The sequence below is a fragment of the Pontibacter akesuensis genome (assembly GCF_001611675.1).
In the GTDB taxonomy this organism is placed as follows: Bacteria; Bacteroidota; Bacteroidia; order Cytophagales; family Hymenobacteraceae; genus Pontibacter; species Pontibacter akesuensis.
The window spans coordinates 3,641,076-3,664,825 of the sequence record NZ_CP014766.1; the positions used below are offsets into that span (position 1 = coordinate 3,641,076).

General features: G+C 50.1%; 15 protein-coding genes. 12 read left to right on the top strand and 3 right to left on the bottom strand.

Annotated features, from left to right (window positions below):
• Positions 1–717: 717 nt before the first annotated feature.
• The 8 genes from A0W33_RS15415 to A0W33_RS15450 all read left to right on the top strand — a co-directional run bounded on the left by A0W33_RS15415 (position 718) and on the right by A0W33_RS15450 (position 9,268).
• Positions 718–2,112, top strand: a complete 1,395-nt coding sequence (locus A0W33_RS15415) for an undecaprenyl-phosphate glucose phosphotransferase (RefSeq protein WP_071890074.1) — start codon at positions 718–720, stop codon at positions 2,110–2,112.
• On the top strand, positions 2,102–2,923 hold the full coding sequence (locus A0W33_RS15420) for a WecB/TagA/CpsF family glycosyltransferase (RefSeq protein ID WP_068839010.1): 822 nt from the start codon (positions 2,102–2,104) through the stop codon (positions 2,921–2,923). The genes A0W33_RS15415 and A0W33_RS15420 overlap by 11 nt, the downstream gene beginning before the upstream one ends.
• 341 nt (positions 2,924–3,264) lie before the next feature.
• The gene (gene rfbF / locus A0W33_RS15425; RefSeq protein ID WP_068839011.1) at positions 3,265–4,068 is read left to right on the top strand and encodes a glucose-1-phosphate cytidylyltransferase; all 804 of its coding nucleotides are present in this window, start codon (positions 3,265–3,267) and stop codon (positions 4,066–4,068) included.
• A gap of 57 nt (positions 4,069–4,125) precedes the next feature.
• Entirely contained in the window at positions 4,126–5,199 is a 1,074-nt protein-coding gene (locus A0W33_RS15430) for an NAD-dependent epimerase/dehydratase family protein (RefSeq protein WP_068839012.1), read from the top strand.
• Between the two features lie 15 nt (positions 5,200–5,214).
• Entirely contained in the window at positions 5,215–5,778 is a 564-nt protein-coding gene (gene rfbC, locus A0W33_RS15435) for a dTDP-4-dehydrorhamnose 3,5-epimerase (RefSeq protein WP_068839013.1), read from the top strand.
• A 39-nt stretch (positions 5,779–5,817) separates the two neighbouring features.
• Complete coding sequence (locus A0W33_RS15440; protein WP_068839014.1) at positions 5,818–7,179, top strand: NAD(P)H-dependent oxidoreductase; 1,362 nt, start codon at positions 5,818–5,820, stop codon at positions 7,177–7,179.
• A 91-nt stretch (positions 7,180–7,270) separates the two neighbouring features.
• Positions 7,271–8,044 (top strand): nucleotidyltransferase family protein, encoded by a 774-nt coding sequence (locus A0W33_RS15445; RefSeq protein WP_068839015.1) that lies wholly within the window; start codon positions 7,271–7,273, stop codon positions 8,042–8,044.
• Between the two features lie 12 nt (positions 8,045–8,056).
• A complete protein-coding gene (locus A0W33_RS15450) occupies positions 8,057–9,268 on the top strand; it encodes a glycosyltransferase family 4 protein (protein WP_068839016.1) in 1,212 nt (403 codons plus the stop codon).
• 20 nt (positions 9,269–9,288) lie between these two features.
• On the opposite strand, the gene A0W33_RS15455 is transcribed toward A0W33_RS15450, so the two are convergent.
• From A0W33_RS15455 to A0W33_RS15465, 3 genes are all read right to left on the bottom strand, one after another.
• Positions 9,289–10,284, bottom strand: coding sequence for a glycosyltransferase family 61 protein (locus A0W33_RS15455; protein WP_074937268.1), 996 nt, complete (start codon positions 10,282–10,284; stop codon positions 9,289–9,291).
• A 290-nt stretch (positions 10,285–10,574) separates the two neighbouring features.
• Positions 10,575–11,714 carry an alginate O-acetyltransferase AlgX-related protein gene (locus A0W33_RS15460; RefSeq protein ID WP_068839018.1) on the bottom strand — a complete coding sequence of 380 codons (1,140 nt, stop codon included), beginning with the start codon at positions 11,712–11,714 and terminating at the stop codon, positions 10,575–10,577.
• Positions 11,715–11,721: 7 nt separating this feature from the next.
• Entirely contained in the window at positions 11,722–13,197 is a 1,476-nt protein-coding gene (locus A0W33_RS15465; RefSeq protein WP_068839019.1) for an MBOAT family O-acyltransferase, read from the bottom strand.
• 450 nt (positions 13,198–13,647) lie between these two features.
• Between A0W33_RS15465 and A0W33_RS15470 the strand changes: the two genes are divergently transcribed.
• The 4 genes from A0W33_RS15470 (at position 13,648) to A0W33_RS15485 (ending at position 23,523) form a co-directional block, all read left to right on the top strand.
• Positions 13,648–18,036 carry an Ig-like domain-containing protein gene (locus tag A0W33_RS15470; protein ID WP_068839020.1) on the top strand — a complete coding sequence of 1,463 codons (4,389 nt, stop codon included), beginning with the start codon at positions 13,648–13,650 and terminating at the stop codon, positions 18,034–18,036.
• Between the two features lie 5 nt (positions 18,037–18,041).
• Complete coding sequence (locus tag A0W33_RS15475; RefSeq protein WP_068839021.1) at positions 18,042–19,037, top strand: PorP/SprF family type IX secretion system membrane protein; 996 nt, start codon at positions 18,042–18,044, stop codon at positions 19,035–19,037.
• Positions 19,038–19,248: 211 nt separating this feature from the next.
• Complete coding sequence (locus A0W33_RS15480; RefSeq protein ID WP_172798125.1) at positions 19,249–21,036, top strand: SGNH/GDSL hydrolase family protein; 1,788 nt, start codon at positions 19,249–19,251, stop codon at positions 21,034–21,036.
• Between the two features lie 249 nt (positions 21,037–21,285).
• A complete protein-coding gene (locus A0W33_RS15485) occupies positions 21,286–23,523 on the top strand; it encodes a LamG-like jellyroll fold domain-containing protein (RefSeq protein ID WP_172798126.1) in 2,238 nt (745 codons plus the stop codon).
• Positions 23,524–23,750: the final 227 nt, after the last annotated feature.

Genomic DNA, 23,750 nt, shown 5'->3' on the forward strand with positions numbered 1-23,750 from the left:
AGATGAATTATGAACGTATGGTAGACAGGGCGCGTTGAAGACTGAAAATTCATCGGAAGGAGGGTGACGATCGCGCTATTTAAAATATAACTATTCGGCTATTAAATATTCTTAATTAATTGCTGGCACCTTAACTCACTACTGTAGCAATTCTGTTGGCGTGGGCCCTTAAACTAATGGCTAAATCCATTTGAAGAAGCGTGCACGAAGTATAAAGCACCTGCCAGAATACAAAAAAAAATTCGTTCTGAATCAGGCGTGAAAGCTGTATACATTAAAATATTTCTATATTAAAAACAGCGGATTAGTGTTGGGGTGTATGTGGGATTTCAGTGCAATTTGCCGTAAAAAATCAAATAGACAAACAATTAAATATATATTAATATTCTATTTTCTATATATAAACTTATTTCTTTTTATTAATACAACTTAGTAAAATCACAAACCTTCCTGGCTACAAAGCGTATTTTTAGTTATCTGCATAAGGCGCAGCTTCTAGCTCGCCGGAACGGATAGAAAGCAGTAAAGAAAAGACGCACCGTTAGTGTTTTTTCTGCTGACACCAAAGATCAATACAGACTGAATTTACCTTTAACTAATTGCTCTTAAAATGCACCATTAACCACTACCAAGTATGACGGCTTTCTGTGATGAGGAAACTGGCAGCATGAAAGAACAAGAAAGATTATAATATGATTAAATAAGTACCTGACTCCAATGAACAAATACAGACATTACTATAGCTTCAATAGAGTTCTTCTGTTGATTCTCGACGTTACCCTTATTGCACTTGCCTTCAAACTTTCGAACCTTGTACGGTACGGCGATCTGGACCTTGAGCACGAATACAACATCTTCTTTGTGTTGTTTGCACTCGTGTGGTGGATTGTTTCCGGGTTCTCTAATTTCCTGGTACGTGTAGACGGAATGCTGACTCTAAACAGAAAGCTGTCGAACCTGATAAATGCTTTCCTGATGCACGCCCTCGTGCTGGCAAGCTGTATCGTAATCTTCAACCTCGAAGAACTATCGCGACTCCTGCTGCTTTACACATACTTGTCAACCGTGATGCTGATAGGGTTTAGCCGCCTTATTCTGCTCCAGGTGTACCAGTACTTCACCAATGCCGACATGGCCCACACACGTTACGTGATTGTGGGAAGCGGCCAGGCTGCTACGGCGCTGCACCAGACGCTGGACCACAACGACGAATTGGGTACGAAATTTATGGGCTTTTTCGATGACAACGTTTCGGAAGGACACCCTTATTATAGCCAAGTGAAAGGTGATCTAAGCGAGTTAAAGGAGTTTTGCCTGCGCCACAGCATCGACGAGATCTACTATACCAAGCCGCTTACGGATAAGAGCCAGATTGATGACCTGACCCAGTTTGCGGACGACAATTTCTGCTATTTCCGCATCGTGCCGGATTTCAGCGCGATCGTGGAAAGAGAAGTGAACATGTACTTCTACCATAACATCCCAATGATCAGCGTGCGCAAGGAGCCTTTGGAGCTTGCATCTAACCGTGTGGTGAAGCGCATTTTTGATATAGCCTTCTCTCTGGCTGTCATACTGTTTATCTTCCCGATACTGTTGCCGCTGATCGCACTTGCCGTGAAACTGGAGTCAAAAGGCCCCGTGTTCTTTAAGCAGCTGCGCCCGGGTAAAAAGAACAAGCTGTTCGTGTGCTACAAGTTCCGAACCATGCGTGTAAATAACAATACAGAGTTACAGGCTACTAAAAACGACCCGCGCATTACCCGTGTAGGTGCCTTCCTGCGCAAAACGAACCTTGACGAGTTACCGCAGTTCTTTAACGTGCTGCTAGGCGATATGTCCGTAGTGGGACCACGTCCGAACCTGGTGTCTCAGCTGGATCATTATTCAAAAGTTATCACCAAGTATAAAATGCGCCATTTCGTAACACCGGGTATCACGGGTTACGCACAGGTTAGCGGCTTCCGCGGCGAGACCAAGGAGATGCACCTGATGGAGAAGCGTGTGGAGTACGATGTGAAGTATATGGAAAACTGGAGCTTCATGATGGATATGAAGATAATTTTCCTGACAGTTTGGAACATGATCAAAGGCGAGAAGAATGCTTACTAACACCTTAGAGCCCGTACAAGTAATTGCCGCCGAGCCTCCGATCAGAGTTAAACGAAAGCTGCTAAACTCCCTGATTTCAGCGGGATCGTTTGATGATTTCGTAAACCAGGTGTTCTGGCTGGCAGAGAATAAATACTCTTCCTATGTTTGCTTCGCCAATGTGCACATGCTGATGGAGGCAAAGCAGGATGCTGCCTTTTCAGAAGTACTGAACAATGCCGACCTGGCTGCGCCCGACGGAGGGCCGGTTTCGAAGCTCATGAAGTTGCTTTACGGAGAGAGCCAGGACCGCGTGCCGGGTATGGACCTGCTGCCGCGCTTGCTGCAGGAAGCACAGGCAAGAGGCAAGTCAGTGTTCTTTTACGGGTCAACCGACGATGTGCTGCAGGCAGTAGCAGCCCGAGCGAACGCAGATCTTCCTGATCTACGCATTGCCGGCACCTACTCACCGCCTTTCCGGCAGCTAAGTGAGGAAGAGGACCAGGAAATTATCCGGATGATAAACAGCTCTGGGGCCGATTTGGTGTTTGTGGCGCTCGGCTGTCCGAAACAGGAGCGCTGGATGGCGGCACACAAAGGAAAAGTAAATGCCTGCATGCTAGGCGTAGGACAGGCCTACATGACGTATGCCGGCTTAGAAAAGCGTTTGCCACAGTGGGCCCGCGATTTAAGCTTGGAGTGGACTTACCGTTTGTGGCAGGAGCCGCGCCGCCTCTGGAAGCGCTATCTACTTACAAACAGCCTATTTGTGTTTGAAGTAATGAAGCTGCTTGCTAAAGGCAAAGGCCGTCATTCTGAAAGCAGCAACTAATACGATACCATATAGAGCGGCAGGTAAACTTTACCTGCCGCTCTACTTTCTTCTACGCTGCGGTGCCAGTACGTTTCAACTCAACTAACGTAGTGCCCACACCCTTTTACAAGTATAAAGTGCACTGTCCAACCTGATTTGTACCCATTTTTTTCAGCTTGAGATGCAGCATTTACCTGCCGTTTCAATGTTTGACCACAAAAACATTCTTTTTTAACTCAATTTCTAATTTCTAAACATCAAAATATAGAATTTTCCGTATTTGTTTAAAGACAGTTTTTTAGACAGGAATAACATATAATTCACCACCACAGAACACAACCTAAAAACCCTTACTATAGATGAAAGCAGTTATCCTTGCCGGCGGCTACGGTACAAGAATCAGCGAAGAAAGCGGTGTGCGACCTAAACCCATGGTCGAGATTGGAGGCAAACCTATCCTCTGGCATATCATGAAGATCTACTCGCATTACAACATTGATGAGTTTATCATTTGCTGCGGATACAAAGGCCATATTATAAAAGAATATTTTGCCAACTATTGCCTCTACAACTCCGATGTAACCTTCGACATGCGTAAAAACGGCATGGAGGTGCATAAGAACAATACCGAGTCCTGGAAAGTTACGCTGGTGGATACCGGTGAGGGCACAATGACTGGTGGCCGTCTGAAGCGCGTGCAGGAGTATGTGGGCGACGAGACGTTCTGCCTGACTTACGGTGACGGAGTGAGCGATGTGGATATTTCAGAGGCTATCGCCTACCACAAATCTCAGGGCACCAAGGCTACGCTTACAGCTGTGCAACAGCCTGGCCGTTTTGGCGCGTTCACACTCACTACCGAGGCAACCAAAGTTCCTCAATTCAAAGAAAAGCCATCAGGAGGCGATATGCCCTGGATTAACGGGGGCTTTTTCGTGCTGGAGCCAAGCGTATTCGATTATATCGACGATGACAGCACCGTGTTTGAGCGCGGCCCGCTGGAGAACCTGGCTGAGGAGGGGGAGCTTTCAGCTTACCGCCACCGGGGCTTCTGGCAGCCAATGGACACGCTCCGCGACAAGCACCTGCTGGAGGACCTGTGGCAGGAGGGCAAAGCGCCGTGGAAAGTGTGGAACAAAGCCATGACCGAGGCAGTACAATAAGCGAGGCTGTGAGCTATCAAATCAGAACCTTAAACCCTCTTCATATAAAATCTCATCATGAAAATACTTATAACCGGTAACATGGGCTATGTTGGGCCCGGTGTGGTAGAACGCTTGCGTGCCGCGCATCCCGATGCCACGCTTATAGGCTACGATATGGCCTACTTTGCAACTTGCCTTACGGATGCGCCTATACTTCCAGAAAGCAGACTAGATGTACAGCTTTACGGTGACGTGCGCACCATGCCAGCCGAAGTGCTGGAAGGTGTAGATGCCGTAGTGCACCTGGCTGCCATCTCAAACGACCCGATGGGAAACAAGTTTGAGGAGGTGACCATGGAAGTTAACTATAAGTCCAGTGTTCGCATAGCCGAAATGGCCAAGGCAGCCGGCGTGAAAAACTATGTATTTGCCTCTAGCTGCAGCATGTACGGCGCTGCCGAAGACAAGCCCAAAACAGAGGATTCGACGCTGAACCCGCTTACTGCCTACGCCCGCTCAAAAGTGGCAACGGAAAAAGACTTGCAGCCGCTTGCCGGTGATGGCTTCACCGTAACCTGCCTGCGTTTCGCCACCGCTTGCGGCATGAGCGACCGCCTGCGCCTGGACCTGGTGCTGAACGACTTTGTGGCAAGTGCCGTGGCTACACGCAAAATCAATATTCTTAGCGACGGTACGCCGTGGCGCCCATTAATCCACGTAAAAGACATGGCACGCGCCATTGAGTGGGCCGTGACACGACAGCCATCGAACGGTGGCGAGTTTTTGGCAGTGAACACCGGCTCTAATGAGTGGAACTACCAAGTATACGAACTGGCTAATGCCGTATCGGAAGTGATGCCGGGGGTGGATGTGACCGTAAACAAAGATGCCGCACCGGATAAGCGCTCTTATAAAGTTAACTTCGATCTGTTCAGAGAACTGGCTCCGGACTACCTGCCGCAGTACACGCTAACACATGCTATACAGGAGCTGCACGCCGGTTTGCAGGCCATGGAATTCAAGGACGGAGATTTCCGCAACTCGCAGCTCATGCGCCTGATGGTGCTGAACAGCCTGATGGAGAACAACAAGATCAACGAGCAACTGCAGTGGGAGCAGCGTAAATCCGACGTATTACAAACTGTATAAGCCTTTATACTTACTATGATATTTACAGAGACCAAGCTTAAAGGCGCCTTTATACTTGATGTAAAGCGCCTGGAGGATGAGCGCGGCTTTTTTGGCCGCTCGTTCTGCCAAAACGAGTTTGAGGAGCATGGTTTGAGTGCCAACGTGCGACAGACGAACGTTTCCTACAACAAAAAGAAGGGAACCCTTCGTGGCATGCACATGCAGTTGGCCCCGAATGAGGAGTCGAAACTGGTGCGCTGCACCCGCGGCGCCATTTACGATGTGATTATAGACATGCGTCCAGATTCTGAAACGTACAAACAGTGGATCGGCGTGGAACTGACTGCCGATAATTACCGCATGCTGTTTGTGCCGGAGGGATTTGCGCATGGGTTTATCACGCTGGAAGACAACACCGACGTAACGTACCAGGTAACTGAATTCTATACACCGGGAGCCGAGCGCGGCATCCGCTGGAACGATCCTGCCTTCAATATTGAGTGGCCGATTGAGCCGGTAGTGATTTCAGAGAAAGATCAGGCGCATCCTGATTTTGTGGAAGCGCAGGAGGCACAAAAGGGAAAGCAGCTGGCGTAAGGCCAGCGCTTCATCTAACTAAATTAAAATTTCAACAGCATGATTATAGTTGATACCGCCTTAGCAAAGCGCCAGGCCGAGGGCAACCCGATTCGGGTAGCCATGGTGGGGGCAGGCTTTATGGGCAAAGGCATAGCGTTGCAGATTTGCAAGTATACCCAGGGAATGGAACTGGTGGCCATTTCTAACCGCACCCTCGACAAAGCCCGGCAGGCCTACGCAGACGCTGGGGTGCAGCAGGCAGAGGAGGTAAACTCCATCGCCGATCTGGAAGAGAACATTCGCCAGGGCAAGTATAGCATCACCGAAGATGCCCTGCTGCTTTGCCAGGCCGAAGGCATCGATGCAGTAATAGAAGTGACCGGTGCCGTGGAATTCGGCACAAACATAGCTTTAACAGCTATACAGAACGGCAAGCATATCATTATGATGAATGCCGAAGTGGATGGCACCGTTGGACCAATTCTGAAAGTATATGCCGACAAAGCCGGCGTTGTTTTCACTAATGCCGACGGTGACCAGCCGGGCGTTACCATGAACCTTTTCCGTTTTGTGAAGGGGCTGGGCGTGAAACCGGTGCTGTGCGGCAACATCAAAGGCCTGCACGACCCGTACCGTAACCCTACCACACAGGAAGGCTTCGCCAAGAAATGGGGCCAGAACCCGGCGATGGTTACATCGTTTGCAGATGGCAGCAAAATATCTTTTGAGCAGGCTATCATTGCTAACGGAACAGGAATGCGTGTGGCCAAGCGCGGCATGCACGGTCCTACTGTACTGGGCGGCACTACTTTGAAAGAGTGTGTGCACAGCCTGTACCCGCTGGAGGATCTGGTGCAAGGACCGGGCATTGTTGATTATGTGGTAGGAGCGGAGCCGGGACCAGGCGTGTTTGTACTTGGTACGCACGATGACCCGATTCAGCAGCACTACCTGAACCTGTACAAACTGGGCGAGGGTCCGCTATACTTGTTCTACACGCCTTACCACCTGTGCCACTTTGAGGTACCGAATACCGTGGCGCGTGCCGTCCTTTTCCAGGATGCGGCCTTAACCCCGATGGGGGCACCGCAGGTTTCGGTGGTTGCGGCTGCCAAAATAGACCTGAAGGCAGGGGAGGAAATAGATGGCATTGGCCACTACATGACTTATGGGCTTTGCGAAAACGCCGATACAACCGCTGCAGAACGTTTGCTGCCAATTGGAATTGCAGAAGGCTGCGTGCTGAAGCGCGACATCCCAAAAGACCAGGTGATCACATATGATGACGTGGTACTGCCGGAAGGCCGTTTGGTGGACAGGCTATTGCAGGAACAGGCTGTGTACTTCTCCACAACAGATGAAGCGACACGTGATAACGTGCTGCAGCACCTGCAACGATCAGAGGCATCTATTTCATAGAACAGAAGTATAAAACTGACGTTTAAATAAACCCATAGTAGCCGCGCATCGCAGACCACAGGTAGCGGTGCGCGGCTTTTTTAAGCACCTTATGCCAGCAGACATTGTAGGTTTGATTCCGGCTGCCGGGCAGGGCTCGCGGCTCGCGCCCATACCCTGCAGCAAAGAGCTGTTTCCGGTTGGCTTTGCGGCGCACCCGGAGCATGGTGCACCGCACCCGAAAGTGGTGTCGCAGTATTTGCTGGAGCACATGCAACGGGCTGGGGCCGCACAGGTGTACTTTATACTTCGCAAAGGCAAGTGGGATATTCCGGACTACTTTGGCGACGGCAGCCAACTTGGCTTGCAGTTGGGCTACCTGATCATGCAGCGGCCGTATGGCACGCCCTATTCGCTGGACCAGAGTTACGGCTTTGTGCAGGGCAAGCAGGTGGTGTTTGGCTTCCCGGACATCCTGTTTACACCCGAAGATGCCTTTGCCCAGCTGCTACAGCAGCAATCTGAAACGCAGGCCGATGTGGTGCTGGGCTGCTTTAAAGTAACTGACCCCTCCAAGTGGGATGTGGTAGATCTGGCAGAAAACGGACAGGTAAAACACATAATCCGGAAACCCGCACACTCTGCCCTTATTTACGGTTGGGCCATTGCCTGCTGGGGACCACGGTTCACCGAATTCATGCACCTATACCTGCAGCAGGAGGAGGCGGAGCTTTATGCTTCGGGAAGAGAACTAAGCGTGGGGGAGGTGGTACAGGCGGCGATCAAAGAGGGGCTGCTGGTGCAAAGCCTGTGTTTCGACAGCGGCAGTTGCCTAGATGTAGGCACGCCGGAAGACCTGCGAAAGGCTATCAAATCACTTATTTAATTCAATTCGCGCATGCGCATACTTCAGGTTCACAACCACTATAAAATATCAGCCGGAGAAGATACTGTTTTCTTTGCAGAGGCGGCTTTGCTGGAGGAGCACGGCCACCAGGTGGAAAGGCTGACCTTATCGAACAGGAATGTTAATTCTTTATCTGAAAAACTACGATCAGCGCTGGGAGTAGTGTATAACCAACGTAGTGCCCAGTTGGTGGAGGACAAGATAATAGCTTTCCGGCCGGACGTGGTGCACGTACATAATTTCTTCCCGCTGATTTCCCCGGCTGTTTTCTACGTGGCCAAAAAGCTGCGTGTACCCGTCGTGATGACGCTTCACAACTACCGGCTCGTGTGCCCCAGCGCTTACCTGCATTACAACGGGCGGGTGCACATGGAAAACGTGCAAAAGGTATTTCCTATGGGCGCTATTTTGGACGGTGCTTACCGCGACTCCAGGTTTCAGACTGCCTCCGTTGTTCTGGCTACAGGCGTTCATAAGCTCCTGGGCACGTGGCGAAGCAAAGTAGACCGCTTTATCACGCTAACCAGCGGTGCCGCCGACCTGTTTCTGCATTCCTCGTTAAAGCTAAGACCGGAGCAGTTGGTAGTAAAACCAAATTTCACAGCAGATCTTGGTGTAAGCGCCTCTGAAAGAGAAGACTTCTTTCTTTACGTGGGCCGGCTCTCGCCCGAAAAGGGGGTTAGCACCTTGCTGAAAGCTTGTGAGCAGCACCCTTTTAAACTAAAGGTAATAGGGGATGGGTCGATGCGGGCGGAGGTGGAGGCTTTTGCGGCGAATCATCCGCAGGTGGAGTATCTTGGTTATCAAAAGATTGAAAGGGTAGTGGAGGAGCTGAAGAAGACACGGGCGTTGATTTTCACTTCAGAGTGGCCCGAGATGTTCGGCATGTCCATTATAGAAGCCTTCTCTACCGGTACACCGGTGATTTCCTCCAACATAGGCGGCGGCGGACAACTCGTGCGACACGGACACAATGGACTGCATTACGAGCCTGGCAACGCCAATGAACTGGTGCGCCAGTTAAAGACAATCGGGCTTGATCCTCAATATGCGCAGCACCTGGGGCAGAATGCCCGCCGCGACTACGAGGCCAACTACACGCCTGAGGCTAACTACAAACTGCTGCTACAGATTTACCAGGAGGTGGCAGGCCAAAAGCAAAAGCCTGCATCCGAAACAACGTTTCAAACGCAGGCTTTATAGTATAGCCGCTTAGCTTCAACTTAAACTGGCTGCACTCTTTTGTGCCTTTTCTTTGTCTCTAGCATTTCCAGCATCTCCACCACCTTGTCAGTCTCAACCAACAGGTGCTCGTGCTGTCCCTGGTCTGCGTTGCGCACTTTTTTCTTGCCTTTGCAAATAATGTACTGGTAGTCCAGTTCAATTTTAGAGGCAATATCGTAGAAAGGCTCAATTACAAACCCCTCATTAAAAATCTCTATCATCTTGGTGCCGGGCTTGCAGAAAAACATGCTGATCAGACCCGCGCCCGTGGCGCCCACCACTACTTTGGCTTTGGAGAACAGCTGTATTTTCTGTTTTATACTTAGCTGGCTCGAAATAACTGTTTTGAAGCCATAGGGTTCCAGTGCCTCCAGCAACTCCTGCTCATTCAGTACATTCCGAATCTTGGAGTCCGAGCGGCTGATGTAGAGGTATGGCGTATCAGTAACCGCAGCAGCGGTCTCTTCGGCTGCATAAGGCATAAACGAGTCCTGAATGTAGTTGCACAGCCATTTGGGCACCAATGTATGGTTGCCGCGGGGGGCTGTAGAAGCTACTACGTTGTCAGCGGTAATGTGCGGGTACATATCACCGGTGATGATCTTTTCCTCCGGAATGCCCAATAACTCCAGCGTTTCTGTTTGATAGCTATAGCGGGTACTCGGTAGGTAAAACCAGTCTACTTTGTCGTAGAGGCCGCTTTCACGGAGCAGGTGCAGGCGGGGCAGCACATCAATAAACCAGTGCCCGATGTTGTTTATGCCTGCGCCCCCGGTAAGTAGCGAGAACACGGTGCCCTCTATCTTTACAGGCGGCTTAAAGAAGCGCTGCTCGAAGATATTGTTCAGGTTTGGCTCTGACACCTTGCCATTTACAAGGCTTAGTGAAACGTTCTCTATCAAACGGTTGTATTGCGAAACAACCGCAATGCTGCTGTCATTGTCTGTGTAAATCCGTCCGTTTGGCACTTCCAGCACCATATAGTCGGTCTGCACTGTCCTTTTGGGTTTCCAATAGGGAGAGCACGCTTCATACAACTCCTCTGATATATCCAGAGTGGTGGTCAAATCAGGGTAAATCGGGTGTATATAAAATTCACGGGGATTATTAACCGATAAATCACTCAGATTTATTCTGCAAACGTCACTGGGCCTGTACTGGGTGTTGTAAGGCACGATCTTCCCTAAAATCTTCTTTAACCTCTTTACCCCCTTGTCATAGTAAGCCTTCATGTTTCTGGGTTATGGGTTTTTCGCGTTGTATTCAATTCCAGCCAAAGCCAGAGTTACTCGTTCTTTAAATTTACAAGCATGCTCTGCTCGTCACTTCTATTTTTCTCTACCTTCAACTCCGCTACTGTGGCGTGCTGAGTTAACAGCTTTGCAGCTACTTTTACGGCTACTTCATTCCAATGGGCATCATCAGCCGGATAAAGCTGTACCTGCTCCTGCTGATAAAGCTTGTTAAACGATTCCTGCAGGTCTACATACGGTACGCCCCGCTCTTCCAATTTAGCGTACAGTCGCGGCAGAAAAGTAGCTTTTTTCTTAGACGGAAGCAGCTGGTAATAAATATTTTCTTTGTTCGGGATGGGAAGGAACAGAAACTGTATTCCACGCTCCTGCAGGGCTTTCTGGTAGCCTTGCAGCACGTCCGCTATCTGCTCTATCTCCTCCTCGCTGTAAGTGCGGTTTGCCGTATCACCCTCTATAAAAAACTCATTGTTATAACTAATATACTCTTTTTTTCCCAAAGCACGCTCAATATCTGCTAACGTGCGATGGTACAGCCCCAATTTGGAGATGCGGTCGGCGGTAACGGCCAGGGATGTCAGGAAAGAGGAATTACTGATAAAAGTACCTGTCATATCCCGAACCTCCGACTGAAAACCATTTGCGCCAACTGCAGGCAGGCCGGGCACGCGGCGCTCAATGCTCGAAACGATCACCAGGTGCGGCGGGTCCTTCACAAAGCGGTCTGTTGCCAGGAAACGGTTCATGGTGGCCGGGGCGAAAGAATAGACAGGGCGGTTCAGGCGCTGCTCCAGTACTTCAGCCAGCGTTTCGTCCTGCGACAGCTTGGCTCCCGTGATATTTGAGTCGCCGATCAGCAGCACATCGTTCTCCAAGTCACGGTTGCGGTAACCGTAGGCATCGGTGTACCACTCTACCGGGCGCTTCTGGGCGTAGGGCGTGCGCGGGGCCAGTTCGCCTTCCTCTACCATCTTCATATGGATGTTCGGGTAAAACGGACCGGACATGATGCGCATGGTATTCACAGAGATGGTCTCCCAGATACGGAAGGTGAAGAAGTTCATCGGCAGCACAAAGACCTCGATCAGCGGCCACAGCACGAAAGGCAGCGCCAACAGGCCCAGCTTCTTCAGCAATCGCTTCACTTCCTGCTTTTTACTAGCTGTCGTCATGCTCTACTTAAAACTGAAAATAAATAAACTCCTGGTTGCCAAACTGGCCGAACAACAACACCGCAATGATGGCCAAGTAGTACATTCCCCAGCGAACAAACGCCGGGCGCTGCCCAATTAGTTGCGATACGCTGCCATTTCGCTGTATTAAATGCACCGTTTCCATAATGGCTATGGCGATGACGGATGTTCCGAAAACCTTAACGCCCTGCTCCATAAAAACATCGTGGCTCCAGTCCATTGCAACTACCTGGCCTGGATTAGTGAGTACCGAGAAACACTGGCCCACGATGTAGAACGCATCGCTGATGCTGTTGGCCCTGAAGAATATCCACGAAAAGCATACCAAAGCAAAAACAGTGAGCACCTGCACCCACTTATAAAGCAGTGGGTAGTTGGTAAGGCCGATTTTCTGCACCAGCGCATTGCGCCCGGAGCGGGTTACGATGCCGAAGACCTGGTAAACGCCATGCAAGGCGCCCCAGATTACGAAGGTCCAACTGGCGCCGTGCCACAACCCGCTCACCAAAAATACAATAAACAAATTATAGTACCAGCGCCATTTTACCACCCGGTTGCCCCCAAGCGGGATATACAGGTAATCGCGGAACCACGTGGAAAGGGAAATATGCCAACGCCCCCAGAATTCGGATATGGTTTTCGCAAAGTAAGGGCTGCGGAAGTTCTCCATGAGGTTAAAGCCCATCACCTGCGAGGCACCAATGGCAATGTCGGAGTAGCCCGAAAAGTCGCAGTAAATCTGAAAGGCGAAGAAGATGGTGGCGATAACAAGCGAAATGCCTTCATACTCAGTTGGATTGTTATAGACCTGGTTCACCATCAGCGCCAGGTTATCAGCAATCACCAGCTTTTTGAAGAAGCCCCAGCCCATGCGTTTCAGGCCTGCCACCACGCGCTCATACTTAAACTCGTGCCCCACGCGCAGCTGCCCCAGCAGGTTTCCAGCCCGCTCAATGGGGCCTGCTACCAACTGCGGGAAAAAAGTGACGAAAAGCGCGAAGATGCCCAGGTGCGGCTCGGGCTTTATACGGCCATTGTACACATCTATACTATAGCTCATGGTCTGGAACGTATAGAAGGAGATACCCATCGGGAGCAGCATGTTAAAAGCAGGCATGGCATAACCCATATCCAACGCCGTAGCAAGGCCGCGGGCACTTTCGTTAAAGAAGTTATAGTACTTGAATAATAGCAGTATACCGAGGTTGGAACAGAGGCTTAGATACAGCCAGGGGCGACGCTTAGATTTCTCCTCGTCGGAGTAACCGCCCATTTTCCGGCCGCACACATAATCTATAAGCGTGGATACAACCAGAATAATGGCATAAGCGGGCTTCCACGACATGTAGAAGTAGTAGCTGGCAAGCAGCAGAATGATCCAGCGCCGGTTAAAAGGCGTTAGGAAGTAAAGGGTAACTACTACCGGAAAGAATATAAAGAATTCAGTAGAGTTGAAAAGCATAAAGGGACTAGTTAAGGGTTGTAACCGCTAAAGAATTGGATCAGTGTGGTTATGCTTCACATGGGGTTAGGGCGTGGATGGTTCTACTATATATTAGGAAAGAGCCTAAAAAGTTGCCCTTTTAAGTATATATTTTTTTTAATACAGTGATAACACTATTCTTAAATTGCACAGAAGATTTGGGAATGGGTGAATTTTACGTTGTTGTAACGCAGATGTTTGCGCGAAGTTGAAATATGGCTGGATATGAACTAGTTTTCTGAGTTAGGAGGGAGGCAACCAAGGTATCGGTTTATCGTTATATAGTGAATCGCGAAACTGCTATACCTAACGTACTATATGCCCTTACATTTATCAATAAGCAGGTTGCTTGTTTTATTGTTACTTACCTTTAGCACCCAAGCTACAGCATCACCCATTGCTACCCCTCTTCCTTCAAAGGCCCTAGCCTTGTCAGCTCCGCAGCTGAAGGCAAGGCCCTCACTAGTCGGAGCCATTTCCCTTACCTGGAATAAGATAGATGGCGCAACTGGTTACGTACTGGAGAGGTCAAATACAGGAAATGCCGGCACTTTTGTACCCTTAGCCACCATCACGAATCCGGGAGTTCTTTACTATCGGGATGCTACATTATACTATAGCCAAACAGCTTACTACCGCATCAAAGCTTCCGCGAACGGTGCGGAGTCTGCTTACAGTGCCGTGGCTAGCGCTACCACCCATCCTGCTTCCAAAACTTTCAACATCATGCCCCTTGGAGATTCCAACACAGAGGGGGGCAGCAGTGCTATCGCCGTGAACGAGCGGGGTGGTTACCGGGATAAACTGGAGGAGCTGTTGAACAACGCCATTTCCACAAACAAGTATGACTTTGTGGGAAGTGAAAGATCTGGCAGTAACTATGTTTCTGATACCGACCACGCCGGTTTTGGAGGGGCGCGGGACGAGGACATAGCCCTGTTGTTAAAGGACGGAAGGTTTCCGTACTACAACACAGGCGAGTTCCGTGGACCGGGCGGTGGTTTTTACCTCGACAAGTATAACCCGGACATTATTCTGCTGCACATTGGAACAAACCAGGTAGATGGCTCTGCAACCAGCATCCAAGACGTGGTGAAAATACTCGACCAGATTGACCTCTACGAGGAGCGGGCAAACCAAGAGGTAACGGTGGTGCTGGCTAAGATTATACTTACCGCCGGAGATAACCCATCGCTGGATGCCGCCGCAAAAAACTACAATAACTATGTGCGGGCAATGGCCGAGAAAAGAGTGCAGGCAGGAGACCGCATCGTGTTTGCCGACATGGAAGCCGGTGCCGGCCTGATTTATGATAAAGCCCCGAGCGGTGACTTTACCGACAACCTGCATCCCAGCCGGAAAGGTTATGATAAAATGGCCCAGGAGTGGTTTGAGGTGCTGGAGAAGCTCCTGAACGTGACTCCGCAGCCCAATGATACTCAGGACCCTGAAACCACAATTGCCACGAAGCCTGCCGAGTTAAGCAACAAGTCTACTGCCACATTTACCTTTACCAGCAACGAGAATGGCGTTACTTTCCAGGTGAAGCTGGATGGCGCAGCTTCCTTCAGCAATGCCACCACGCCTTACACGGTTTCGGGGCTGGCAGATGGAGAGCATACCTTGTTGGTAAGAGCTGTAGACCAGGCCGGAAACAGAGACGAGACGCCGGCTTTCTATACCTGGACCATCGACACCAAGGCACCCGCTGCACCTGTTGTGCTTACTCCCAAAGACAATGCGCTGCTGAACAATCCAAAGCCAACATTTTCCGGAACGGCCGAAGCAGGAAGTAAAGTAGTTGTAGCGGTAGACGGCAAAAGTATAGGTACGGCAACTGCCGCTGCTGACGGAAAATGGACGTTAACGCCAGGAACGGCCTTGGCAGAAGGCGAGCATACCGTTGCTGCCACTGCTGCGGATGCTGCAGGAAACAATAGCCCGGAAAGCAACACCATTGCCTTCACTATCGATTCAAAGGCGCCACAGACGAACATTGTAGAAAAACCCGCAGCTATTACCAACAATGCTTCCTTTACATTCACTTTCTCCAGTGATAAAGCTAACGTGACGTACCAGGTGAAGCTGGACGGGGGGAACTATGCTGATGCAGCCACGCCATACCCTGTGCAGAACCTTTCGGACGGCTCCCACACCTTGGCCGTTCGTGCCGTGGATGCTGCCGGAAACACCGATGCCTCGCCGGCCACCTATACCTGGGTGGTTGATACGAAAGCTCCCGCTGCTCCTGCCATGATCAAGATCACGGAAGACAGGGGACCAGACGCGAATGATAGAATAACCTCAGATAATACCCCGGAACTGGCAGGCACTGCAGAGGCGGGCGCAGAAGTAACCGTGTACAAAGACGGCACAACACTGGGCTCCGTGAAAGCTGATGCCTCTGGCAACTGGGCTTACAGCTCTGAAACTGCCTTGGCGGAGGGTGCCCATTCCTATACAGCTGCTGCCACCGACGCCGCCGGAAACACGGGTGCGAAAAGTGCGGCGTTCAACGTTCAGGTCGACCTAACCGCCCCAACCGGCAGTCTCACATCCGCTAGCAAAGCTGCTGTGAAGGACCCTTTTGCCATAAGTATTAAGTTCAGTGAAGAAGTATTCGGAGTAGCAGCCGCCGACTTCACCGTTAGCAACGGCACCCTGGGCAACTTTGCTTCAACGGATAAAGCCACCTACACCGCCACCGTTACACCAACCGCCGATGGTATGGTGCGCATGCAATTCGCGGCTGGCAAGGCCACCGATTTGGCCGGGAACCTGAACGAAGCATCGAATGCGCTGGAGCGCCAGTTTGATGCGACTGCCCCAGAGTTGGTGCTGAAAACGGATGCGCCCGCCACAACCAACACACCTTTTGTAGTTACCTTTACCTTCACCGAAGCCGTTACGGGATTTGAAGCCGGGGATGTTGAAATTAGTAATGGCGCAGCCGGCAATTTCACAAAAATCAACGCCACGAAGTATACGGCCACTATAACGCCAGCTTCCGACGGAGAGGTAAGCATTAGTGTTGCCGCAGACAAAGCCTTTGATGCGGCGGAAAATGGCAACAAGGCCTCTGCAGCGTTAGTGCGGACGTATGATGCGCAGCGCCCAACGGTTGTGCTGAGCACATCGGCTAAAGGCCCGGTAAACGCTCCGTGTACGGTGCAGGTAAGTTTTAGTGAGCAGGTGGTAAACTTTGCCGCTTCGGATGTGCGGGTAACCAATGGCGAAGCATCCCAGCTAACGAAGGTGAATGACCAGACCTATACTGTGCTTATCACCCCTTCAGCAAGTGGCAACGTGGCTTTGAGTATGGCTGCCAAAGTGGTGCAGGACAAGGCAGCAAACGGCAACGAGGCATCAAACGAACTGGTTCTGGGCTATGATGCCACCCGCCCGACGGTTAGCCTAAGCAGTAATGCACCAGCCAGAACAAACCAGCCCTTTACGGTGCTCGTTGACTTTAGCGAGCCTGTTACCGGCTTCGAAATTGGTGATTTTATACTTGCCAACGCAACGGCTGCCGATTTCAGGAAAGTAAATGAGCAGCAGTATTCCGTGGTGATACAACCGGGGCAGGATGGCGCTGTATCAGTCAGTGTGCCTGCTAACAAGGCGCAGGATGCTGCCACCAACGGAAACACTGCCTCCAGCAAACTGGAGCGCCAGTATGACACCACAGCGCCTGCCCGGTATGCTATCACCTTTGCAACAGATAAGGTGAACGTGGATAACCAGAACAATGTAGCGCTGCAAGTAACCGGCGCCGAAGTCGGGGCCTCCTATACCTATGCCATCAGCAGCGACAACGGAGGCAGCGAGATAACCGGAACAGCAACCGTTAACAATGCTTCCTTCACCATACCTGCACTAAACTTATCTGGTTTGAAAGATGGCCTGCTGACAGTGCGCCTGTACCTGGTGGATGCCTTGGGAAACAAGGGAGCCACGGTGACGGACGAGGTGGAAAAGCTTACAAAGAATGTTTCGGCCATAGCCGCTGTGGAGCGCATTATCGTGCCATTCAAAACGGCCTTCAATAAGGTGCCCCTACCTGCGCAGGTAGAGGTAACCTTTACGAACGGCGAAAGGGAAAACCTTAGCGTAACCTGGAGTGCCGGGAACTACAATGGCGAGGTGCCTGCCGCCTACGAGCTGACTGGAAAGCTACAACTGCCGGAGAATGCCTCTAACACAGAAAACAAGATGGCTCGCGTTACAGTGGAGGTGGCGCCAAACCAGCCACCTACGAACATGCGTCTGAGCGACAATAAGTTCAGGCCGGATATCACACCTGCAGAGGCAATCGGCACGTTTTCCACAACCGACCCCGATGATTCGAACTTCACCTATACCCTTGTTGCCGGGCCGGGCGATACGCATAACAGCCTGTTTCGAATTGTTAATGCTGATGAGCTACACTTAGTCTCTAACCAGGGCTTGTCCGGTGTATCTGATTTTACCATCCGTGTCAGCAGTAAAGACCCCTATAACAACACCATAGAGCAAATCTTTACACTCACCAAAACACTTTACGAGCCACAGCAAAAGCTTAAACTGGTAAATGCCTTCTCGCCTAACAACGACGGCCGGAACGATACCTGGACGGTACCGGAACTCCGCTATTATAACCAGGTGGAAGTAGAAGTGTTTGACCGGTCAGGCGTGCGGATTTTCCACACCAGCAACCCCGAGGAGGGATGGGATGGCAGAGGCGCTGGCGGAGATGTGCAGGCCGGATCCTACTTCTACATCATCCAGATAAAAGACATAAACCTGGTGCAGAAAGGCGTAGTTACCATACTTAAGTAGTACCCATGAAGAAATTTATACTTGCAGCATGTGTTTTAATGCTGAGCTGGGATGTACAGGCCCAGTCAGTGAAATCTTTTGCCAACTTTTCGCAATACAAGCACTATTTCAATCCGTCGCTAACGGGGCACGAAGGGTCGGTAATCAGGAGCCTGTACCGCAACCAGTGGACGGGTTTTGAAGACGCACCCAAAACAATTATGGCATCGGCTGAGATCAGCACAAGCCTGTTCGGACGTGCTAGCGGCGACTACCAGTTCAGAAGAGACGACCGCTTGGGATCTGGTGAAAGCATGGGCGCGAAGCATGCCTTGGGCCTGGTGGTGCTTCGGGACCAGTTCGGCCCCCTGAAAGAGACACAGCTGGCGCTAAGCTATGGCTCCGGCGTCAGGCTATCAGAAGAGTTGCAGCTGCGTTGGGGCGTTGCGTTTACCTTCGCCAACCAGCGGCTCGACGCCAATAGCCTGGTTGTGGACCAGCCGGACGACCCGCAGTACACCGGTGTGATGGCTGATAACAACAGCAGCAGCAAAGGAGACATCAACCTGGGGCTATCGCTGGCAAGTGCCAATTACTATGTGGGGTATGCCGCACAAAATGTTACTGGCGGGCGCGTGTTATCCTCTGGCTATGAGGTATTGGAGAATGCCAACAAACTCCGCCATCAGGCACAGGCTGGCTTCCGCAAAAGCGTAAGCCAGCAGATTGGGTTCACTGTAAATGGCATTTACCATTACATGCAAGACGAGAAATCAGTGGCAGAGGCACAGGTGAAGGCCGTTTACAATAACATGTTCTGGGTCGGCGCAGGCTATCGGGATGACCTTGCCTACAATCTGGCAGCAGGTGCGCGCCTAAAGCAGTTCCATATCGGGTATGCCTACGAAATGCCTGTTCAGGATGCCAGCGCTATAAACAAGGCTACGAATGAGATAACCCTTAGCTATGTACTGACACCGTTTAAAGATACTCCTCATCGGAGGCAGCTTACCATATGGTAATGCATCTCTACTTTATCAAAACTTATCATCTTTTTTAAGAATAGTAATATAGGAGTTAATTCACACCCGTAGCAGGTGTTATAACGCTGATTGTTTTACTATTCCAACATGCAACCCCTGTTATACATAATCAGGGAAGGCGGGAGCGGTAACCGAAATATCATAGGTTCGGTATATAGTGCTGCACTTAAAAACAAACATGCGCGCCTTTATGCCCTCACCCTTACGACAAGCTTTCCTGTTCATTTTCTTTTTTGCCGCAAGTGTGGCTAATGCCCTGGCAGCTGTGCCATCTGCCAAACATGTGTTCACAATGTCTCCTTCACCTGTGGCATTTGCAAGTGGAGTGTATGATGAAGGCTTCAAAAGTGTATACATGGAAAAGGAGTTACTCCCGGATTTTTCTGTAGTACAGGAAACGCAGTTAAACTCTTTTGAAGCACCCCAAGAAATCACAGCACGTGCATCATTTGTAAAAGCGATAGTTGTACGTTGGCAGCCTGTGCAAGGAGCAAATAACTACATCATTGAAAAATCAACATCAGGTACAGAAGGTAGTTTCTTCATATTAACAACAGTCTCTGGAAACCAATCTTCCTATAAAGAGACAGATTTGGGTTTAAGTCAAACTGTGCATTACAGAATAAAGGCCGTTGCTGCTGATGGTTCTGAATCCCTTTATAGTTCGGTAGTAAGTGCTACTACTAATCCTGATGAGATTATCCGCATCATGCCCTTGGGAGACTCAAACACACAAGGAAACATAGTGCCAGATAAAAGCAGACAAGTGGCTTATAGAAAAGCTTTGTATGATAATTTGGCTGAGGCTCAAATAAAGTTCCGTTTTGTTGGAAGTGAAAAGTCTGGTGAGGCATTGCTGGGAACTGATACAACGAAAACATCTCACGCCGGTTTTGGAGGGGCCAGAAATCAGGATATTGTTTTGTTGCTTAGGAATGGGGAATTCCCTTTTTACGGCAATATAAATGATATGCGGGGACCAGGTGGTAACATACCTTATCTGGACAGGTACCACCCAGATATTGTACTTCTGCATATTGGTACAAATCCGAATAATGCATCATCGAATGCCGTGGAAGACCTGGCAAGAATCCTAGATGAGATCGATGCCTATGAAACGGCTGCTGGTAAAGAGGTGACGGTTGTGCTTCCGAAGGTAATTCTTACGCTAGATAAAGAATCTACACACGAAGCTTATCTTAAAACCTACAACTTAAAAGTCAGAAGCCTAGCTGAAGAAAGAATCCTAGCCGGAGATCAAATTATACTTGCGGATATGGAGAAAGGTGCCGGAATTGATTACAGGAAGACAAGCGATGGAGGAGATATGGCTGACAACCTACACCCGAATCCAACAGGCTACGCAAAAATGGCCCAAGTTTGGTATGATGCGATTGCCCCTATATCAGTACTACCCGTAGAGTTCATCAGCTTCGATGCAACTCATGCACAGGGAAGGGTATTGCTAAAGTGGAGCACTGCCTCTGAAGACAACAACAGCCACTTCGAAGTAGAGCGGATGCAGGAGGGGCAGGCCTTTAGAAGAGTAGGAACTGTGGCAGGAGCCGGAAACAGCCAGTTGCGCCGCAGGTATACTTTCCAGGATGCCACCGCACCAGCAGGAACCCTGTACTACCGGCTGAAGCAGGTAGATCACGATGGCACGTATGAATATTCCAAAGTAGTTGCCATACAGCACGGCCGTACCGGTGAGATACCCTCCATACTTTACCCTAATCCTTCCAGCGGAGAAGGAGCCGTACAGTTAAATGCAGGCGGTTTCTCACCTGAGGCATCCGTTGGAATTACGTTATTTGATGCTTTCGGCCGTAGACTGCAGGCTCAGTCAGAAAAGGCTGGGGCAACAGGCCAAATCCATACTTCTGTGCAATTGCCACCGTCGTTAGCCAAAGGGCTTTACATCATCCAGATTGCTTCTGCTACCCGGATAGAACGGCTTAAATTGCTAATCAAATAAGATCCCGGAAGTATAAGCGCATTTACCCGAACTTACCTATATAATTGGCGTACTATATCTTGTAGTTACGGCCGGGGCGTTTGCAGAAAGGTATCTGTTCCTGTGCAATTTTATAGGCTAGCAAAGCCAATGCAGTGCCTGCTCATACTACACAACCTTTACGTTAAGGTTAGTCTCAATTGTACCGAGCACATGACATATACATACTCTTTATACAGGAGCTGTGCGTACAGATTCAAGTCCAATCTGTTGGCAACCCTGCTTCTTTCAGCACTGCTCGTATGGCAAAGCGCTTCCGTGGCTTACGGCCAAAAACCAGACCTTTCCAATTGCCCCACTGGCATTGTGCACTACTATGGCTTTGATGCGACAGATGGCTCTCCTTACCAGGACTATAAAAGTGACGAGGTAATTACCTGTACCGACTGCCCCGATCCGGCCAGCGGCATGTTTGGGGGTGCCCTAAGTTTTGCCGGAAATGATAAACTGACGCTTCAGAACTCCACCAATTTCGATCTCCCGCAGAACGGAAGCTTTACGATTGAATTTTGGGTTAAAACCACCGACAGGCCGAAAGATAATGTCGTAATGATCGGGCGCAACGGGGAAGGTTCTAAGTTGCATTGGTGGCTGGGGATGGACAAGGACGGCTACGCGCTGTTTCAGTTCCGCGACAAGAGCGGCGATGGTTTCCTGATGGGGCGGGGCATGAAAAAAATCAACGATGGCCAGTGGCACCACCTGGTGGGCGTACGAGACGGAAATTCAACCCTAACCACCTTCTACGTGGATGGGTATGCCATCGAAAGTCATGAGTATCAGTACAGTACCAGCTTTGAGAGCTCCAGCATGGTAACCATCGGCTGGCTTCCACTTTATAACAACTACCTGTTCAAGGGCTTGCTGGATGAGTTGATCGTGTACAACCGGGCGCTGCAGAAAGAAGAAGTGCTTATTCGCTACGGAAACGGGGCGGGGCAATATTGCGGCCCGCAGCAGATCGCTCCTGTCATCGTCTCTGATCCCATCACCTTTGCTACAGTCGGGCGAAACTATAGCTATGATGTAGCGGCCACCGGTAATCCCTTGCCAACCTATACATTGGTTACTGCTCCGGCAGGGATGAAGATAAATGCAGCAACAGGCGAAATAAGCTGGAACCCAGGAACTGCTGGCGAGGCAAGAGTCACTGTGAAAGTATCAAATGCCGCAGGAAGCGATGAGCAATCCTACACGATAAAAGTCAAGCAGGGAATAGGCGAGTCGTTCTCTATTATTCACCACTGGATGTTGCACGAAATATCAGGCAGCACATACAAAGACTATTATACACCTTCTTCCGGACTGGCCACAGAAGCTACACGGCCTCTTCCTATAAGTGGCGTTTCGTCCGGAGGGCAGCGATTTGATGGTGCCGATGACGGATTGAACGTTGCCCAAAGCCAGAATTTCAATTGGAAGCAGGATGAGTCTTTCTCTATTGAGCTCTGGATGCGAACAACAGAAGGTGGAAGAAACCAGGTGCTGATAGGGCGCGACGGCAAGGGAGTAGACTCTTACCTGCATTGGTGGGTGGGCCTGAATGGCAGCGGCAAAGCTGTTTTCGAGCTACGGGACATTAACTTCAGGGGAGGGCCTGTGGGTGGCGAAGGACAGGCGCTGAATGATGGGGCATGGCACCAACTGGTGGCCGTGCGTGATGGGGGCAGCGGACTAACGAAACTGTATGTAGACGGGGAACTACTGGGGCAGACAAGCTTTTCGTATCCGTATGGCTTTTCCAGCAGCATGCCGGTTAACATAGGATATCTGAACAGGGAGGGCGGCTACCATTTTAACGGTGACCTGGACGAGGTGAAGCTTTTCGGAACTGCACTGAGTCCTGAAGACATAGCCGAGCGTTACCAGCGCATCCGCAGTGCCATGACGGAGCTTTTAACTTTCGAAGCAAGGTTGCAGGGGCCACAGGTGGTGCTGGATTGGGAAACAATGTCAGAGATAAATACCAAGGATTTTGTCATAGAACGCTCTGCCGATGGCCAGGAATTTACTGCCATTGGCACCGTAGCCGCCTCGGGTACTACACAAAACAGGGTAAGCTATACTTTCACAGATGCGGACCCGTTGAAGGGCGTTTCCTACTACAGGCTAAGAATTAACAAGACGGATGTAGCCTATACCTACTCCAATATTGTACAGATAGAGAATCAGACATTAAACGCCTCTAAATTTATTGTTTATCCAAATCCCATCACGGAAGGCGAAGTAACCATCAACGTCACAAACCTGATAGGGGGCGAGGAAGTGCTTATCAGGATGAGCGAAGTTGCAGGGAAAACATTGCTGCAGGAAAAAGCTGTGGTGAACCCCGATGGCACGCTCAGTTTCAAGCTCCTGATGCCGCAGGAACTTCAGCCGGGTATATACTTGGTAAGTATCACTACAGGAAAGAAATCCCTGAGTAGAAAAGTTCTGGTTATCAGATAGGTAATTGGGTTGTGTGGCAGGTGTGGTTGCGTGTGGCGGTGCAATTTCTTACGCTGAAACACGGCTTGTAACAGGGCCTGAAGCGATGGCTATAAGTATATATAATAATCCCCAACTATTGGCAAATCATCGCCGTATTACCCTTGTGCAATCAGAGCCAACGTCAGGCACGAAGTTTTTAATGCTATCAACCACAAAAATTACTATTGTTTACCCATTAGCCGCTG

What these genes read in the sequence shown, in the direction of transcription:
- rfbF (WP_068839011.1), top strand. Translation starts at nt 3,265, where the DNA reads ATGAAAGCAGTTATCCTTGCCGGCGGCTACGGTACAAGAATCAGCGAA.
- A0W33_RS15450 (WP_068839016.1), top strand. Translation starts at nt 8,057, where the DNA reads ATGCGCATACTTCAGGTTCACAACCACTATAAAATATCAGCCGGAGAA.
- A0W33_RS15415 (WP_071890074.1), top strand. Translation starts at nt 718, where the DNA reads ATGAACAAATACAGACATTACTATAGCTTCAATAGAGTTCTTCTGTTG.
- A0W33_RS15430 (WP_068839012.1), top strand. Translation starts at nt 4,126, where the DNA reads ATGAAAATACTTATAACCGGTAACATGGGCTATGTTGGGCCCGGTGTG.
- A0W33_RS15445 (WP_068839015.1), top strand. Translation starts at nt 7,271, where the DNA reads ATGCCAGCAGACATTGTAGGTTTGATTCCGGCTGCCGGGCAGGGCTCG.
- A0W33_RS15465 (WP_068839019.1), bottom strand. Translation starts at nt 13,197, where the DNA reads ATGCTTTTCAACTCTACTGAATTCTTTATATTCTTTCCGGTAGTAGTT.
- A0W33_RS15475 (WP_068839021.1), top strand. Translation starts at nt 18,042, where the DNA reads ATGAAGAAATTTATACTTGCAGCATGTGTTTTAATGCTGAGCTGGGAT.
- A0W33_RS15420 (WP_068839010.1), top strand. Translation starts at nt 2,102, where the DNA reads ATGCTTACTAACACCTTAGAGCCCGTACAAGTAATTGCCGCCGAGCCT.
- A0W33_RS15440 (WP_068839014.1), top strand. Translation starts at nt 5,818, where the DNA reads ATGATTATAGTTGATACCGCCTTAGCAAAGCGCCAGGCCGAGGGCAAC.
- rfbC (WP_068839013.1), top strand. Translation starts at nt 5,215, where the DNA reads ATGATATTTACAGAGACCAAGCTTAAAGGCGCCTTTATACTTGATGTA.
- A0W33_RS15480 (WP_172798125.1), top strand. Translation starts at nt 19,249, where the DNA reads ATGCCCTCACCCTTACGACAAGCTTTCCTGTTCATTTTCTTTTTTGCC.
- A0W33_RS15460 (WP_068839018.1), bottom strand. Translation starts at nt 11,714, where the DNA reads ATGACGACAGCTAGTAAAAAGCAGGAAGTGAAGCGATTGCTGAAGAAG.